This is a genomic window from Marinobacterium maritimum, assembly GCF_039523155.1.
In the GTDB taxonomy this organism is placed as follows: Bacteria; Pseudomonadota; Gammaproteobacteria; order Pseudomonadales; family Balneatricaceae; genus Marinobacterium; species Marinobacterium maritimum.
In genome coordinates this window covers 1-15,971 of the sequence record NZ_BAAAET010000006.1, presented here as the reverse complement: position 1 = coordinate 15,971, position 15,971 = coordinate 1, and the positions used below count along the sequence as shown (strand labels likewise).

Here is a 15,971-nt window from a genome sequence, read left to right as displayed (position 1 = left end):
CTTTTGCGCCTGTTGCTGCCCGGGCGGTGTTCCGCTTGTCCCGGCTGCCTCGATAACGGTTTTTACACCCGGTGGATGGTCAGAGAGGCTGCAGGTTGGCGAAGCCGACCACCAGCCACTTGCTGCCGACCTCTTCGAAATTCACCTGCACCCGTGCCTTGGGACCACTGCCTTCGAAATTGGTCACGATACCCGGGCCGAACTTGGCGTGCATTACCGGCTGACCCAGACTCAGATCGGTGCTGGGTACCTCGGCGCTGGACAGGGAGGAGCCGCCGCCAAAGAGGCTGCTGGGTTGTTCCTGCTGTGCACCGTAGGGGCGGCGTACCGTGGCGTTGAGGCGGACCTCTTCGATCAGCTGCGGCGGAATCTCGTTAACGAAACGGGACACCCGGTTAAAGGTCTCCTTGCCGTGCAAGCGGCGGGACTCGGCGTAGGTGATGTGCAGCTTCTGCATGGCGCGGGTGATGCCCACGTAGCAGAGGCGGCGCTCCTCCTCGAGGCGGCCCGGCTCTTCCACCGACATGCTGTGTGGGAAGAGGCCTTCTTCCATGCCGGCCAGGAACACCAGCGGGAACTCCAGCCCCTTGGCCGAGTGCAGTGTCATCAGCTGGACGCTGTCGGTATTGACGTCGGCCTGGGTCTCGCCGGCATCCAGTGCGGCCTGGTCGAGGAAGGCCGCCAGTGGTGAACTGAAGCCGTCTTCATTGTCTTCCTGCCACTGACCCATGAACTGGCGAGTGGCGTTGACCAGTTCCTCCAGGTTCTCGATGCGGGACTGGGCCTTTTCGCCTTTCTCCTTCTCGTGGTGCTGGATCAGGCCGGAGTGTTCGATGACGTGCTCGGTCTGCTCGTGCAGCTCGACTTCTCGGGTGTCACTGTCGAGCTGGTTGACCAGGTCGATGAACGCCTGCAGCGCGTTGTTGGCACGGGCCGGCAGCGTTTTCAGTTCGGTGATCTCGTTGGCGGCGCGCCACATGGACACGTTCTCGCCGCGGGCGTGGTCGCGGATCGCCTCGATGGTGCGGGTGCCGATGCCGCGGGTGGGCACGTTGATGATCCGTTCCATCGCAGTGTCGTCGTCACGGTTGGCCAGCAGGCGCAGGTAGGCGAGGGCGTTCTTGATCTCCAGTCGGTCGTAGAAGCGCTGGCCGCCATAGATGCGGTAGGGCATGCCGGCACGGATTAGCATCTCTTCCAGTACGCGGGACTGGGCATTGGATCGGTACAGGATCGCGGATTCGTCGCGGCGGTTGCCCTCTTCGACCCACTTCTGAATCTGGTCGACGATGAAGCGTGCTTCGTCCTGTTCGTTGAAGGCACTGTACAGTGAGATCGGTTCGCCCTCGCCCAGTTCGGTCCACAGCTCTTTGCCGAGGCGGCCGAAGTTGTTCTGGATCACCGCGTTGGCCGCCTGCAGAATGGTACCGGTGGAGCGGTAGTTCTGCTCCAGACGGATGGTCTCGGTGCCGGGGAAGTGCTCTTCCAGGTGCTGGATGTTCTCGATGCGGGCACCACGCCAGCCGTAGATCGACTGGTCGTCATCACCCACCGCCATCAGCTTGTTCTCGCCTTCGCAGAGCAGACGCAGCCAGGCGTACTGGATGGCATTTGTGTCCTGGAACTCGTCCACCAGCACGTAGCGGAAGCGTTCGCGGTAGTGTTGCAGCAGCTGGGGCGCACGGTCACGCAGCAGTTCCAGGGCGCGCAGCAGCAATTCGCCGAAGTCGATCATGCCGCCACGTTCGCAGGCATCTTCGTAGGCTTCGTATACCCGGATCATCATCGTCTGGTAGGGGTCGCCGGTACGCTCGATATGGGCGCTGCGCAGGCCTTCATCCTTCTGCGCATTGATAAACCACTGGAACTGGCGCGCCGGCCAGCGGCTGTCGTCCAGGTTCATCTCCTTGCACAGCCGCTTGAGCAGGCGCAGCTGGTCGTCGCTGTCCATGATCTGGAAGTTGTCGCGCAAACCGGCATCGCGCCAGTGGGCGCGCAGCAGGCGGTGAGCCAGGCCATGGAAGGTGCCCACCCACATGCCGTGAGTGTTGATCCCCAGCAGGTGCTCGATACGTCCGCGCATTTCTCGCGCCGCCTTGTTGGTGAAGGTCACTCCCATGATCGAGTAGGGCGACAGACCCTCGGTCTCGATCAGCCAGGCGATGCGATGCACCAGTACCCGTGTCTTGCCGGAACCGGCGCCGGCCAGCACCAGCAGGTTCTTCACGTCAGCGGTCACGGCCTGCCGCTGGTGGTCGTTGAGCGAGTCGATGATATGTGTAACGTCCATGGGACCTGCGCGTTGATGAGAAATGATGAAGGATGAAAGAGGCAGTATACCAGCCTGCGGCACCGGGTCTGAACCCAAGGGTGACCGGGTGCCGCAGAGGGTTAAATCGTGGCGGGGGTGTCGATGCGGTTGATCAGGATACGGCGGAACTCGTCCGGATCCTTCAGCTTGGTAGTGATGCCGGCACGGGAGGCCTGCTCGATGCCCAGCCAGGGGATCAGCCGCGACAGCCAGAAACGCATGGCTGCAGTACGCGTCAGGGTCGGCCAGGCGGCCATCTCTTCGTCGCTGAAAGCGCGCACGCCGGCATAGGCACGGGTCAGCGCCTGCTCCCGAATCGGATCTACTCGACCCAGGCTGTCGGTACACCAGTCGTTGGCTACGATGGCCAGGTCGAACAGCAGGAAAGCGGTGGCAGCGTTGTAAATATCGAGGATCGCTTCCAGGTGGTTGTCGACGAACAGCGCATTGTCGTGAAACAGGTCCCCGTGGATGGTACCCAGCGGCAGCCCGAACGGCTGGTTACGCAGCTCGTCGAACAGGGCCACTTCCTGCTGCAGCAGTTCGGCATCTTCCGGCTTGAGCAGGTGACGGATCGCCTGACTTTCGCGGCGCCACCAGAACACGCCGCGTTGCGCCTGGCGACGCAGGTAAAAGTCCTCGCCGGCCAGGTGGAAGCGGGCCAGGGCAGCTCCTATCTCGGCGCAGTGCTGCGTCGTAATCTGTTCGCGATCCAGATGGTGACCGTGGAAACGAGGCTGGAAGAAGGCCGGCTTGCCGCACAGCTGCTTCAGCGCGATGCCGTTGCGGTCCTTGATCGCATGGGGCACAGGGACCTGGCGGGACTGCAGCCACTGGCCCAGCTCGACGAAGAAGGGCATTTCGTCCTGGCCCAGCTCTTCGAACAGCGTCAGCACGTAATCGGTCTGCTGCCCATTCTGTTCCAGGGTGACAAAGTAGTTGCTGTTTTCGATGCCGCCTTCAATGCCGCTAAAGTCCACCAGTTGCCCAAGGGTATAGTCCTCGAGCAGGGCTTCAAGCTGGGGGCGGGAGATCTGAGTATAAACGGCCAAGGTCGGTTACCAGCGGAAGATGACCCATTTCGGAATCAGCAGCTGTGATTCCTCCACGCGGATGAATTTCTGCGAGCCTTCGGCCGGCACCAGGTAGTAGGGCTTGCCCACCTTGGGCACTACCTTGATCTCCTTGAGCTGGCCGTTAACGGTGTACTCGTAGTAGGTGCTGTCACCATCGTGGGTGATGGTGATCTCCGGCTCGGTCAGTGCCGGGTCGTCTACTACTTCTGCCTGGGCCAGGGGCGCAAGGGCCAGCACGGCGGCCAGTGTCAGTTTTTTCAGCATCATTGCTTCCCAATTGGTTAGTCGGGGTCGAATTGTCTATGATTGTGGGCCTTGTCGCAGGCACGAACAACCCCTCGAAACAGATATATGGATACTCCCATGAGCGAACAGCACGCCCCGGTCATTCTGGTGGATGGCTCCTCCTACCTTTATCGCGCCTTCTTTGCTTCCCAGCAGGCGGATCTGCGCACTGCCGATGGTACGCCCACCGGCGCCATTCGCGTGGTGACCTCGATGCTCAAGCGGTTGCTCAAGGATTATCCTGACAGCCCGGTCGCGGTGATCTTCGATGCCAAGGGCAAGACCTTCCGCGACGAGATCTATGTTGAGTATAAGTCACACCGGCCGCCGATGCCGGACGACCTGCGCACTCAGGTAGAGCCGATCCATGCCATTATCCGTGCCATGGGGTTGCCGCTGTTTGTCGAGGAAGGGGTGGAGGCGGATGACGTCATCGGGACGCTGGCGCGTCAGGCCAGCGAGTCCGGTCGACCGGTGGTTATCTCCACCGGCGACAAGGATATGGCCCAGTTGGTGGATGAGCACGTCACCCTGATCAACACCATGAACGACACCAAAATGGATGTGGCCGGTGTCGAAGAGAAGTTCGGCGTGCCGCCACGCCTGGTGATCGACCTGCTCGCACTGATGGGCGACAAGGTTGACAACATCCCGGGCGTGCCGGGGGTGGGTGAAAAGACTGCGCTGGCGCTGCTGCAGGGTGTCGGTGGCATCAGTGACCTCTATGCAAACCTGGACCGGATCCCCGAGCTGGGCTTCCGCGGTTCCAAGACCATGCCGAAGAAGCTGGAAGAGAACCGCGAAGCGGCGGAGCTGTCCTACCTGCTGGCGACGATCAAGACAGATGTGCCGCTGCATATCGACCTGCACGACATCACCCTGCCCAAGCCCGAGCCCGAGCAGCTGGTTGAGCTGTTCAGGCAGTTCGAGTTCAAGAGCTGGGTGCGTGAACTGGAAGCCGGTGATGCAGAAGAGCTGGGCGCCGATGAGCCGGTCGAATCTGAAGATGCCATCGAAACCGAATACGAAACCGTGCTGACCCAGGCAGCCTTCGATGCCTGGTTAGCAAAATTGAAGGCGGCCGGCGAGTTCGCCTTCGATACCGAAACCACCAGTCTCAACTATATGGAGGCGCAGCTGGTCGGGGTCTCCTTTGCCGTTGAAGCGGGCAAGGCGGCCTATGTGCCGCTGGCGCACGATTACATGGGTGCGCCGGAGCAGCTGGACCGTGCCGCGGTGCTGGCGCAGCTGAAGCCGCTGCTGGAAGATCCGGCACTGAAAAAGATCGGTCAGCACATCAAGTACGACATGAACGTGCTGCGCCATTACGGTATCGAGCTGCAGGGCATCGGTGCCGACACCATGCTCGAGTCCTACGTGCTCAACTCCACCGCCAGCCGCCACGACATGGACACCCTGGCCGACCGCCACCTGGGTGTGACCACCACCAGTTTCGAAGATATTGCCGGCAAGGGCAAGAAGCAGCTGACCTTCAACCAGATCGAGCTGGAGCAGGCGGCGCCCTATGCCGCCGAAGATGCCGATATCACCCTGCGCCTGCACCAGAAGCTGCAGCCGCAGCTGGCCGCCGAAGGCGAATTGCTGCAGGTGTTCGAGCAGATTGAGCGGCCCCTGATTCCGGTGCTGTCGAAAATGGAATATCGCGGTGCATTGGTGGATGCCCGAATTCTCGGTGAGCAGAGCCGGGAGCTGGAGCTGCGCCTGGGCGAGATTGAAAAGGAAGCCTTCGAGCTGGCGGGCGAGGAGTTCAACCTCAACTCCACCAAGCAGCTGCAGGCGATCCTGTTCGACAAGATGGGCCTGCCGGTGAAGAAGAAAACGCCGAAAGGGGCACCGTCTACCGCCGAAGAGGTACTGCAGGAGCTGGCGCTGGACTATCCGCTGCCTAAACTGCTGATCGAGCAGCGTGGCCTGAGCAAGCTGAAGAGCACCTACACCGACAAACTGCCGCAGATGATCAATCCGGCGACCGGCCGTATTCACACCTCCTATCACCAGGCGGTAACTGCCACTGGCCGTCTGTCATCGTCGGAGCCTAACCTGCAGAACATCCCGGTGCGTACGCCGGAAGGGCGCCGCATTCGTAACGCCTTCATCGCGCCCGAGGGCTACAAGATCGTCGCGGCGGATTATTCACAGATCGAACTGCGTATCATGGCGCACCTGTCGGGTGACGAGGGGCTGCTCAATGCCTTCCGTCACGGTGAAGATATCCACAAGGCGACGGCGGCCGAGGTGTTCGGTACCACTGTGGATAAAGTTACGACTGACCAGCGTCGCAGCGCCAAGGCGATCAACTTTGGCTTGATCTACGGTATGTCTGCCTTTGGTCTGGCCAAGCAGCTGGGCATCGGTAACAAGGAAGCGGGCCGCTATATCGAGCACTACTTTGCCACCTACCCGGGCGTGCAGCGCTACATGGATGAAACCCGGGCCCAGGCACGCGACCAGGGCTATGTTGAAACCCTGTTTGGCCGCCGTCTTTACCTGCCGGATATCAACAACCGTAACCCGATGAAGCGCCAGGCCGCGGAACGTACGGCGATCAACGCGCCGATGCAGGGTACGGCGGCGGATATCATCAAGCGGGCGATGATCGCAGTGGATAACTGGCTGGATCAGGGCGAGATGGATGCCCGCATGATCATGCAGGTACACGATGAGCTGGTGTTCGAGGTGCGTGAGTCGGAAGTGGAGCGCTTTGTCGAGCAGGTGCAGCCATTGATGGAGCAAGCTGCCGAGCTGGCGGTGCCGCTACTGGTCGAAGCGGGGATCGGCGATAACTGGGAACAGGCACACTGATCTTTTTTTAAACACTGGTGAACTTTTCGGGAAGGAGCTGTCTCACTTCAGGAGCCACGTAAGAAAAATCCATTGTCTGTGCCAGCGTGGACCGTGGCTCGCTCTGTCATGACATCTCTTGCCCCGGCCCTGGTTTCCCCTTCCTGCGGCCGGGGTTTTTCTTTGACGATGTTTAGCGACCTGTCAGGCTTCGCTGTCGTCTTCGGTCAGGTCTTCCAGCAGCCAGCTGTTGATACGCTGGCGCAGTTGATCGACCCCGGTGCTCTTCAACGCAGAGAAGGTTTGTACGCTGACCTTGTCACCCAGACGTTCTTTCAGCGTTTTCTTTACCTGCAGCATAGTGTTCTTGGCTGGGCCGCGCTTGAGCTTGTCTTCCTTGGTCAGCAGCACGTGCAGCGGCACCCCGGTGGCTTCGCACCAGTGCACCATCATCTCATCGAACTCCTTCATCGGGTGGCGAATATCCATCACCAGCACCACGCCGCGCAGACTCTCTCGATGCTGCAGGTAGGCATCCAGGTGGCGCTGCCAGTGCTGCTTCATCGCGATCGGTACCTTGGCGTAGCCGTAGCCTGGCAGGTCAACGATCTTCAGTCCTTCAATATTGAGGCTGAAAAAGTTGATCAGCTGGGTACGGCCCGGCGTCTTTGAGGTGCGGGCCAGGCTGTTCTGCTGGGTCAGTGCATTGATGGCACTGGACTTGCCAGCATTGGAGCGACCGGCAAAAGCCACCTCGGCACCGGTATCCGGGGGGCACTGGTCCAGCCGTGCGGCGCTGATCTCGAAGCGAGCTAGGTTGTAATGGATAACGAGGTCGGGCGTGGACATGGCTATGGGCTCGGCTGGATATAAGTGTGATGAGGTTCAGGTCAGTGGCCATGTAAAGGCGGCCACCAGGCTCAGTAAGGTTGCAGACATTCTAACACAGAGTGAACAGGCGTCATCGCGCCCAGGCTTGACATGCCGAGGTTAGTGCCGGATCTTCAAGTCTTTACGAATACACCCGGGAATAACGATTGATGCGAGCCTCGATCCCTTTGCTGGTGGCACTGTTGCTTTCAGGTTGTACAACCTATCCATTGGGACTGGATGAAGAAAGCTGGCAGCAACTGTCGCCGCAGCAGAAACTGGAGGCCGGTCAGCAACAGGCTGAGCTGGACCAGGCGCGTGATCTCAGGCTGGCGCGGGAGGCTGAAGCCCGTGCGGAAGAAGCACGGCGAGAAGCAAATGAGCTGATGCTGAGGCGCCGCGAAGCGGCTTATGGTGAACGGGTACAGTGTGTACTGGAGCCGGCGGCTTATCGAAATGGTGGTGAGTGGCAACGGCTGAAGCCGGTGGCGATGGATCTGGTCATGGGCATGTCTTTGGGTATTGAACTGCATGAGGTCAAGCGTTCCTATCGTACCCATGAGGCGGTGGCCTGGTTCGATGGCCAGCAAGTATTTATTTGCCCAGATGAATACAGTGCCAGAAGAGGTTCGGAAAGGTGTGTCAGCGTAGCGGGTCACCATCGCGAGTACCGTCAGGGGCTAATCCGGCAGATCGAATCCGGGAATTTTCTCAAAGGTCGATTGAGCTGCAGCCTTGTCGAACGGGGGCCCGGGTGGAAAAACCAGGGGCATGGAGGGGGATATCGCTAAACCGTACCTTGGTCGAATCTGCGGCGTAATGCACTCGTTTTTTGTAGTGATAAATCGCGCGCGCCTGTATAGTATTTGGCGAATGCGGTAACCGTAAGGATGGCTATCGATTTGACGTTTGTGGCTTGCTCTATTCTTGGTAGTGCAACCTGTTGTTTTGCAACGTTTTTTCAGATTGGTCACAAATCGGTTTATAATGCCGCCAATTTTACCCACGAACAGAGCCTGTCTCCAGTCAGGGTAATCGTAGGATTGGCCATTTTCGCCGTTTTGACTTCAAAGGGCGGAAATATACACACATTTCGTCAAGCAAGAGTCTGGGTTAGTCAATGAACAAACTACTGATCAGCTTACTGGTAAGCATCGGCCTCACTGGTGTCGCTCACGCGGCTGGTGATGCAGCTGCGGGCCAGGCCAAGACTGCCGTTTGTGCAGCCTGTCACAGTGCAGATGGCAACAGTGTTGTAGGTAACTTCCCGAAACTGGCTGGACAGGGTGAAAAATACCTGCTGAAACAGCTGAACGATATCAAGAGCGGCGCACGCACCGTTCCAGAGATGACCGGTCTCCTGACCAACCTGAGCGATCAGGATCTGGCCGATATCGCAGCTTACTTCGCCAGCAAGAAGGTTCAGCTGGGTCAGGCTGCGGCTGATCAGGTCGAGCTGGGCCAGAAAATCTGGCGTGCCGGTGTTGCTGAAAAGGGTGTGGCAGCGTGCACCGCTTGTCACGGTCCGACTGGTCAAGGCATCGATACAGCTGCGTATCCGTCGCTTAGCGGTCAGCATGCACAGTATGTTGAAACCGCTCTGGGCAAGTTTGCCAAAGGCGAGCGTAACAATGATCCGGCCAGTATGATGCGTGACATCGCTGGCAAACTGAGCGAAGCTGAAATCAAAGCGGTTGCTCAGTACGTGCAGGGCCTGCACTGATCATCAGCATTGGATGATCACAACCAGAAAGGGCAGCTTCGGCTGCCTTTTTTGTGCGCGTCAAAAGGTGGCCTACTGAACTAAACTTGAGTCTGTGCGGTCTATCCGAGACGCGTCAACAAGATATAAGGATGAGATGTATGTTGAAGAAACTGCTGATGACGGCGGTACTGTCGCTTATGGCGACCTTGGCCTGGGCGGAGGACTACCGCGCCGGAGTCCAGTATTTTGAACTGCCCTTCCCGGTCAAGACGGCCTCAGCTGACAAGATCGAAGTGACCGAGGCGTTTGGCTACCTGTGCCCCCATTGCAACAGCTTCGAGCCGCTGTTGGCCAAATGGCGTAAACAGCAGGCCGATGATGTGGAGTTTGTCGGGTTGCCGGTGGTGTTTGGGCGCAGTTGGGAGCCGCTGGCGCGTGCCTATTATGTGGCTGAACTGAGCCACAAGGTGGAGGAAAGCCATCAGGCGATGTTTGATGCGATCCACTTGCAGCGCAAACGCTTCACTGGCCCCAAGGCCTTGGCTGATTTTTATGCGCCGCTGGGCATTGAACCGGAAAAATTCAACAAGCTGTACGACTCCTTTGCCGTCAACATGAAACTGAAGCAGGGTGACTCCCGGCTGCGCAGTTATGAAATTACCGGTGTCCCGGCCATCGTGGTGAACGGCAAGTACCGGGTAACAGCTCAGTCCGCCGGTGGACACAAGCAGATGCTCGAAGTCGTGGACTATCTGGTCGAACGGGAGCGTGCAGGGCACTGATCGCACTGTTGCTTGATCCAGTATAAGAAAACCGCCTTGCACAGGCGGTTTTGCATTTCTATTCCCGGCAGAAGTGAATATTCTATTAGGCGATACTCCTTTAGCCCGGTGACGAGGTAATTCGTGTCTGATCAGATCAACTGGAAGCGGAAATATGCCGATCTGACACTTGAAGTCGATCAGCAGCGGCAGGCTGATGCTCACTTGAAAGAGCAGATGAATGCGTTGATTCGTCACCTGTGCCTGGGGCTGCAGGGTAATGCTCCGGATCTCGATCAGGAGCTGGATACCCTGAGTACGGCCCTGCAATCACAGAATAATGCCCGTGTGCTTTCTTCCAGTCGTCGCGTCAAACAACAGCTGAACCAGTATGATCTGAGCCGGCAGCATGCAGCGGAAAGTCTGCAGCGTTCGCTGAAACGCTGGGGTCAGCAGCTGCGCCAGCTGAATCGGGTTGCCACGCTCGACCCCCTGATTGCGAATGCTGAAGGGCGATCAGCGGTGGCAGTACAGCAACTGTCCTCATTGGCGGAGTTGATGAATGAGCTGGTGGAGTTGCAGGGATGTATGCTGCGCGGCAGTGAGCCTGATGCGGCTGCCAACGAGTTCGAACTCAATCGTGACAGCCAGCAGGATCTTGAACTGCTTCAGGCCGAGATAGCACGTCAGCTGATACGCCTGCTGGAGCTGCTTCAGGTTCCGGCCGAGGGTGTTGAAAAGGCCAGGGGGGTGGTGCATGAGCTGGAACAGGGGCTGAAGCTTGAGCGCTTACCGGAAATAATTGTGGTTATCGCCGAGCTGGTGCGCATGGCGGGTGGCAACAGTCAGGAAGACTTCGAAAATTACCTGCTGACGCTGAACTCCCAGCTGGCCTATGTACAGCAGTTTCTGGAGGATAGCCGCTGTGATGAGCGCGAAGCACGTGATGCCCATCGTACGCTGGATGAAGAGGTACGCCGAGACGTGCGCACCATCCACCGCACGGTAAAAGATTCAGAAGACCTGGGGCAGCTGAAGCATAGTGTGACCCGCCAGCTGGCATCTATCATGCGTAGCATGGAGCAGTTTCGCCAGCATGAGCAGGAACGGGAAGACCGGCTGAACCAGCGTTACGACGAGTTGTTGCATAAGGTTGATCAGATGGAGCTGGAAACCAGCAAGGCACGTGCGCGCATGCAGGAGGAGCAGCTGCGTGCACGAACGGATCCGCTGACCGGCCTGCCGAACCGGACCGCCTATGAACAGCATCTGGATACTGAAATGCAGCGCTGGGAGCGATACCGCGCCCACTTCTCCATGGCCGTAGGCGATATCGACTTCTTCAAGCGAATTAATGACCAGCTGGGCCATCTGGCCGGTGACCGGGTGCTGCGACTGGTAGCCAAGGTGCTGCGCCAGAATCTGCGAGGCACGGATTTCATCGCCCGTTTTGGTGGCGAGGAGTTTGTCATTCTGTTCCCGTCTACCAGTGCAGAAGAGGCGCTGCAGGCGACGGAGAAGCTGCGTGTTTCCGTTCAGGACAGCCCCTTCAACTTCAAGGGCGAACCCGTCGAAGTCACCCTGTCATTCGGTGTGGCCGAGGTTCAGGACGGGGATGACCTCGAATCGCTGTTCTCTCGTGCCGACAAGGCGCTTTATCGTGCCAAAGAACAGGGGCGAAACCAGACACAGCCCGCCCTTACAGGCTAAAATAGCCCTCCTTTTAAACGGGACAGGATCTCTCTGGCTGTGCGGACTCTAATGCGCTCGCTGAAGATCGCGTGGATCTTCGCCTATTACCGACTCGATACTTTCTTCAACCAGCCACTGCTGCCCTGGTATGTGCGCGCGCTGTTCTGGCTGCTGCCCTGGCGCTATATCCTGCCGGCCAGACGCAGTCAGGCGGAACGCCTGCGACTGGCTCTGGAAGCGCTGGGCCCGGTATTCATCAAGTTCGGTCAGATGCTGTCGACCCGGCGCGACCTGCTGCCTGACGATTTGGCGGAAGAGCTGGCCAAGCTACAGGACCGGGTGCCCCCCTTTTCCGGTGAGCGGGCGCGCAAAATCATCGAACGAGAGCTGAAGCAGCCGATTGATGAGGTGTTTGCCCAGTTCGAGGTCGACCCGATGGCGTCCGCTTCAGTGGCACAGGTTCATGCGGCGACCCTGCATACCGGCCAGGCGGTGGTGGTCAAGGTGATCCGTCCCGGTATCCGGGCGGTCATCCGGCAGGATGTGGCGCTGCTCTACCTGATCGCGCGACTGGTCCATGCGCTGTGGATTGAAGGGCGTCGCCTGCGGCCGGTAGAAGTGGTAGCGGAGTACGAGCAGACCATCTTTGATGAGCTGGATCTGCGCAAGGAAGCTGCAAACGGCTCCCAGCTGCGACGAAACTTTGATCAATCACCAATCCTCTACGTACCCGAAATCTTCTGGGATTACACGCGGCAGCAGGTACTGGTGATGGAGCGAATCCATGGTATCCCGGTGGCTGATGTGGCACAGCTCAAAGCTCAGGGTACCGATATGAAGAAGCTGGCCGAACGGGGGGTCGAAATCTTCTTCACCCAGGTGTTCCGTGACAGCTTCTTCCATGCGGACATGCATCCGGGCAATATCTTCGTGTCCCGTAACAACCCGTCTGACCCGCAGTACATCGCTGTCGACTTTGGCATCATCGGTTCGCTGAATGCCGAGGACCAGAGTTATCTGGCACGCAATATTCTTGCCTTTTTCAAGCGAGACTACCGTCAGGTAGCCCAACTGCATATCGACTCCGGTTGGGTACCCCGTGATACCAATGTCCATGCGTTCGAGACGGCGATCCGCAGTGTATGTGAACCGATTTTCGAAAAGCCACTGAAGGACATTTCCTTCGGCATGGTGTTGCTGGGCCTGTTCCAGACCGCGAGGCGCTTCAACATGGAGGTGCAGCCGCAGCTGGTACTATTGCAGAAAACCCTGCTCAATATCGAAGGCCTGGGTCGCCAGCTCTATCCTGACCTGGACCTTTGGCAGACCGCCAAGCCGTTCCTCGAAAACTGGATGCAGGAGCGAATGGGCGTAAAAGCGGTCTACCGTAATGTGAAGGAGCAGGCGCCTGAGTGGCTGGAAAAGCTGCCGCACCTGCCGCAGATGGTATATGACAGTCTTGAACAACTGAAACTGCATTCCGAAGCTGATGCCCGGGTTCAGTATCAGCTGTTGGAAAAACAGCAGGTTATGCAGCAGCGCAAGCGACGTTTGCTGTTGTCTGGCAGTGCCCTGGTAGTGGTCGCGATACTGGCGGCACAACCGGAGATGAGGCAGCTGGTGACCAACTGGCCCTGGTATGCCTATCTGTCCGGGGCTGTGGGAGGCCTCTTGCTGTGGCGTGCTTGAGGTAGTCGCTGCTGCGTGGATCGGTTATGCTTCGCGACTGACTATATTAGTAACAGAACAGATGGAAGGCGCATGTCGGTAGATTGGCTTGATCAGATCAAATGGGATGAAAAGGGGCTGGTACCGGCGATTGCCCAGGATCACCAGAGCGGTCGTGTGCTGATGGTCGCCTGGATGAACGAAGAAGCACTGCGACTGACGGTCGAGGAAGGTCGCGCAATCTACTGGTCGCGTTCACGCAATCGTCTGTGGCGCAAGGGTGAAGAGTCTGGCCACGTACAAACGTTGCATGAGCTGCGCCTCGACTGTGACGGTGATGTGATACTGCTCAGCGTTGAGCAGCTGGGAGCCATCGCTTGCCACACCGGACGCGAAAGCTGCTTCTACCGCGTGCTGCGCAATGGCAGTGAGTGGGAAACTGTGGATGACGTGCGCCGCAACCCTGACGAGATCTATAGCAAAAAGGCCTGAGCCATGACTGATGTACTTGCCCGCCTGCACGATGTGCTCGAAGCCCGTAAGGGTGCGGACCCCGAAAGCTCCTATGTGGCTTCCCTGCATGCCAAGGGGTTGAACAAGATCCTGGAAAAGGTAGGGGAAGAGAGTGTTGAAACCCTGCTGGCTGCCAAGGATGCTGCCCTGAGCGGCGATACATCTGATCTGATTTATGAAACTGCCGACCTCTGGTTTCATTCTCTGGTGATGCTGTCCCACTTGGGCGAAAGCCATGAAGCGGTACTGAACGAGCTGGCGCGCCGGTTCGACCTGTCTGGCCTGGAAGAGAAAGCGTCTCGAAACAAATAACGGCCGAATACTCCGTGAGTTCGGCTGCACGCACCCGCGTGCCAACCCTTATCCAAATTGAGCGTCATTTAGCCTGGGAGTCATTATGCTTGGTGGAATTAGTATTTGGCAGTTGCTGATCGTTCTGGTCATCATCATTTTGCTGTTTGGCACCAAAAAGCTGCGTAACATCGGGGGTGACCTGGGGGGCGCACTGAAAAGCTTCAAAAAAGCAGTCAATGAAGACGACAAAGAGCAGAATGACTCCGCTGACGAGCAGAAGAAGCTGTCTGCCGAGCAGGATGCTCAGTTCAAGGACGGTGATTCTGCTGCCAGCAAGACTGACAATAAAGCGCAGAAGTAAGTCGAACGGCCATGTTTGATATTGGCTTTTTCGAGCTGCTGGTCGTGGGAGTGGTGGCCTTGCTGGTACTGGGGCCCGAGCGCCTGCCAACAGCCGCCCGTACCTGCGGCCTTTGGCTGGGGCGCGTGCGTCGTTCGCTGACCTCCATTCAGTCTGAAATTCGTGAAGAGTTGCGGCTGGAAGAGCTGAAGCGAAGCGCTGCTATTGAGAAAGAGCAGCTGGATCGTGAGTTGGAGGAGATGCGCCAACCCTTTCAGCAGCCTGCTGCGGCCGACAAGGGTGAGGCTGGAACCTCCTCGGTTACTCGCTCGGAGCCGTCGGCCAGTGACGACCAGGCCAGCCAGCCGGACAGCACTAAGGACAAGCCATGAGTGCAGAACACATGGACCAGGAACAGCCGCTGATTTCGCACCTGGTGGAGCTGCGCCAGCGCCTGCTCTACTCGGTGTTGGCCATTCTGGTGATCTTCCTGGGGTTGTTTGCCTTTGCCAATGACCTCTATACCTGGTTGTCGGCTCCGCTGACGGCATTGTTGCCGGAAGGGACGAGCATGATCGCAACCGATGTTACCTCGCCCTTTTTCGCTCCGTTCAAACTGACTCTGGTGGCCTCGGCTTTTCTGGCGATGCCTTTTCTGCTGCATCAGGCCTGGAGCTTTATCTCTCCAGGGCTCTACTCGCATGAGAAACGCCTTGCCGTGCCCTTGCTGGCATCCAGCATCTTCCTGTTCTATCTGGGTGTTGCCTTTGCCTACTTCGTCGTTTTTCCGCTGATCTTTGGGTTCTTTACCAGTGTCGGACCGGAAAACATTGCGGTGATGACCGATATCAGCAGCTATCTCAACTTCGTGCTCAAGCTGTTTTTTGCATTCGGCATCGTTTTCGAGATCCCGGTGGCAACTCTGTTGCTGCTCTGGTCAGGGGTGGTATCGGTAGAAGGCCTTAAAGCCAAGCGTGCTTATGTGATCGTGGGCTGCTTCGTACTGGGGATGCTGCTGACGCCGCCCGATATTATTTCGCAAAGCCTGCTGGCAGTACCCATGTGGCTGTTGTTTGAGCTGGGTATTTTGCTGGGCAGCATTCTGATCAAGCGTCCTCGTGTTGAAGATGATGCCGAGTTGGATGAGGCGATCGAGCAAGAGAAACAGAATCGGCAGTGAGTTGCTCCATCTCGAACCGGGATACAGTATGCAAACAGGCGCCCCTTTTGAGAAAAGGTGCGCCTGTTTACGTTTTTAACCTTTTTGAAACTTTTTACAGAAAGGCGTTGACTCCCCGCTGGGGATGCGTAGAATACGCCTCCTCGCTTGAGACGACAGGGTTCGCGAAACGCTGAAGCCTCAAATGAGAAGGAAGTAAGTTCTTGAAATCAATAAAATTTCTGATGTAGAATTCACCTCCTTGATTTCAACCGGTTCGTTGTGAGGTGCTTCGGCACTGAAACAAAAAACGAAAAAAAGGTTGACATCGAAACTCGGCGTAGTAAGATATGCGCCTCGCTTGAGACAACAGGTTGCACCGAACGGTGCGGTTGATCAAGCCCGCTCTTTAACAAATTGATCAGGTAATATGTGTGGGCGCTTGTCAGGATTGAGCACACAAAGCTTAATCAAGGCAAGCAACCTAACTGAATA

The 15,971-nt window shown here is 57.8% G+C and carries 15 protein-coding genes; 11 read left to right on the top strand and 4 right to left on the bottom strand.

Annotation, left to right across the window (positions count from 1 at the left end):
- Positions 1 to 79: 79 nt before the first annotated feature.
- The 3 genes from uvrD to ABD013_RS16530 form a co-directional block, all read right to left on the bottom strand.
- Positions 80 to 2,290: a DNA helicase II gene (gene uvrD, locus ABD013_RS16540; protein ID WP_343808534.1), complete on the bottom strand. Its 2,211-nt coding sequence runs from the start codon at positions 2,288 to 2,290 to the stop codon at positions 80 to 82.
- A gap of 101 nt (positions 2,291 to 2,391) precedes the next feature.
- Positions 2,392 to 3,363 carry a homoserine kinase gene (locus ABD013_RS16535; protein ID WP_343808531.1) on the bottom strand — a complete coding sequence of 324 codons (972 nt, stop codon included), beginning with the start codon at positions 3,361 to 3,363 and terminating at the stop codon, positions 2,392 to 2,394.
- 6 nt (positions 3,364 to 3,369) lie between these two features.
- The gene (locus tag ABD013_RS16530) at positions 3,370 to 3,651 is read right to left on the bottom strand and encodes a DUF2782 domain-containing protein (protein ID WP_343808528.1); all 282 of its coding nucleotides are present in this window, start codon (positions 3,649 to 3,651) and stop codon (positions 3,370 to 3,372) included.
- A 99-nt stretch (positions 3,652 to 3,750) separates the two neighbouring features.
- Here ABD013_RS16530 and polA point away from each other — a divergent pair, with 99 nt between their 5' ends.
- Positions 3,751 to 6,495, top strand: a complete 2,745-nt coding sequence (polA, locus tag ABD013_RS16525) for a DNA polymerase I (protein ID WP_343808525.1) — start codon at positions 3,751 to 3,753, stop codon at positions 6,493 to 6,495.
- Between the two features lie 183 nt (positions 6,496 to 6,678).
- Here the strand turns inward: polA and yihA are convergent, their stop codons facing one another.
- Entirely contained in the window at positions 6,679 to 7,323 is a 645-nt protein-coding gene (yihA, locus tag ABD013_RS16520) for a ribosome biogenesis GTP-binding protein YihA/YsxC (protein ID WP_343808522.1), read from the bottom strand.
- A 191-nt stretch (positions 7,324 to 7,514) separates the two neighbouring features.
- On the opposite strand from yihA, the gene ABD013_RS16515 reads away from it, so the two are divergent.
- The 10 genes from ABD013_RS16515 (at position 7,515) to tatC (ending at position 15,497) form a co-directional block, all read left to right on the top strand.
- On the top strand, positions 7,515 to 8,135 hold the full coding sequence (locus tag ABD013_RS16515; protein WP_343808519.1) for a hypothetical protein: 621 nt from the start codon (positions 7,515 to 7,517) through the stop codon (positions 8,133 to 8,135).
- Between the two features lie 329 nt (positions 8,136 to 8,464).
- Entirely contained in the window at positions 8,465 to 9,067 is a 603-nt protein-coding gene (locus ABD013_RS16510; RefSeq protein WP_343808516.1) for a c-type cytochrome, read from the top strand.
- Between the two features lie 140 nt (positions 9,068 to 9,207).
- The gene (locus ABD013_RS16505; protein ID WP_343808514.1) at positions 9,208 to 9,831 is read left to right on the top strand and encodes a thiol:disulfide interchange protein DsbA/DsbL; all 624 of its coding nucleotides are present in this window, start codon (positions 9,208 to 9,210) and stop codon (positions 9,829 to 9,831) included.
- Between the two features lie 123 nt (positions 9,832 to 9,954).
- Positions 9,955 to 11,520, top strand: coding sequence for a diguanylate cyclase (locus ABD013_RS16500; RefSeq protein WP_343808511.1), 1,566 nt, complete (start codon positions 9,955 to 9,957; stop codon positions 11,518 to 11,520).
- 39 nt (positions 11,521 to 11,559) lie between these two features.
- On the top strand, positions 11,560 to 13,191 hold the full coding sequence (gene ubiB, locus ABD013_RS16495) for a ubiquinone biosynthesis regulatory protein kinase UbiB (protein ID WP_343808508.1): 1,632 nt from the start codon (positions 11,560 to 11,562) through the stop codon (positions 13,189 to 13,191).
- Between the two features lie 72 nt (positions 13,192 to 13,263).
- The gene (gene hisI / locus ABD013_RS16490; RefSeq protein ID WP_343808505.1) at positions 13,264 to 13,662 is read left to right on the top strand and encodes a phosphoribosyl-AMP cyclohydrolase; all 399 of its coding nucleotides are present in this window, start codon (positions 13,264 to 13,266) and stop codon (positions 13,660 to 13,662) included.
- A gap of 3 nt (positions 13,663 to 13,665) precedes the next feature.
- Complete coding sequence (locus ABD013_RS16485; protein WP_343808502.1) at positions 13,666 to 13,995, top strand: phosphoribosyl-ATP diphosphatase; 330 nt, start codon at positions 13,666 to 13,668, stop codon at positions 13,993 to 13,995.
- Between the two features lie 85 nt (positions 13,996 to 14,080).
- Positions 14,081 to 14,338: a Sec-independent protein translocase subunit TatA gene (gene tatA, locus ABD013_RS16480; protein WP_343808499.1), complete on the top strand. Its 258-nt coding sequence runs from the start codon at positions 14,081 to 14,083 to the stop codon at positions 14,336 to 14,338.
- Positions 14,339 to 14,349: 11 nt separating this feature from the next.
- Entirely contained in the window at positions 14,350 to 14,709 is a 360-nt protein-coding gene (tatB, locus tag ABD013_RS16475; RefSeq protein WP_343808497.1) for a Sec-independent protein translocase protein TatB, read from the top strand.
- On the top strand, positions 14,706 to 15,497 hold the full coding sequence (gene tatC / locus ABD013_RS16470) for a twin-arginine translocase subunit TatC (protein WP_343808495.1): 792 nt from the start codon (positions 14,706 to 14,708) through the stop codon (positions 15,495 to 15,497). The genes tatB and tatC overlap by 4 nt, the downstream gene beginning before the upstream one ends.
- Positions 15,498 to 15,971 lie beyond the last annotated feature (474 nt).

What these genes read in the sequence shown, in the direction of transcription:
- uvrD (WP_343808534.1), bottom strand. Translation starts at nt 2,290, where the DNA reads ATGGACGTTACACATATCATCGACTCGCTCAACGACCACCAGCGGCAG.
- ABD013_RS16530 (WP_343808528.1), bottom strand. Translation starts at nt 3,651, where the DNA reads ATGCTGAAAAAACTGACACTGGCCGCCGTGCTGGCCCTTGCGCCCCTG.
- polA (WP_343808525.1), top strand. Translation starts at nt 3,751, where the DNA reads ATGAGCGAACAGCACGCCCCGGTCATTCTGGTGGATGGCTCCTCCTAC.
- yihA (WP_343808522.1), bottom strand. Translation starts at nt 7,323, where the DNA reads ATGTCCACGCCCGACCTCGTTATCCATTACAACCTAGCTCGCTTCGAG.
- ABD013_RS16515 (WP_343808519.1), top strand. Translation starts at nt 7,515, where the DNA reads ATGCGAGCCTCGATCCCTTTGCTGGTGGCACTGTTGCTTTCAGGTTGT.
- ABD013_RS16510 (WP_343808516.1), top strand. Translation starts at nt 8,465, where the DNA reads ATGAACAAACTACTGATCAGCTTACTGGTAAGCATCGGCCTCACTGGT.
- ABD013_RS16505 (WP_343808514.1), top strand. Translation starts at nt 9,208, where the DNA reads ATGTTGAAGAAACTGCTGATGACGGCGGTACTGTCGCTTATGGCGACC.
- hisI (WP_343808505.1), top strand. Translation starts at nt 13,264, where the DNA reads ATGTCGGTAGATTGGCTTGATCAGATCAAATGGGATGAAAAGGGGCTG.
- ABD013_RS16485 (WP_343808502.1), top strand. Translation starts at nt 13,666, where the DNA reads ATGACTGATGTACTTGCCCGCCTGCACGATGTGCTCGAAGCCCGTAAG.
- tatA (WP_343808499.1), top strand. Translation starts at nt 14,081, where the DNA reads ATGCTTGGTGGAATTAGTATTTGGCAGTTGCTGATCGTTCTGGTCATC.
- tatB (WP_343808497.1), top strand. Translation starts at nt 14,350, where the DNA reads ATGTTTGATATTGGCTTTTTCGAGCTGCTGGTCGTGGGAGTGGTGGCC.
- tatC (WP_343808495.1), top strand. Translation starts at nt 14,706, where the DNA reads ATGAGTGCAGAACACATGGACCAGGAACAGCCGCTGATTTCGCACCTG.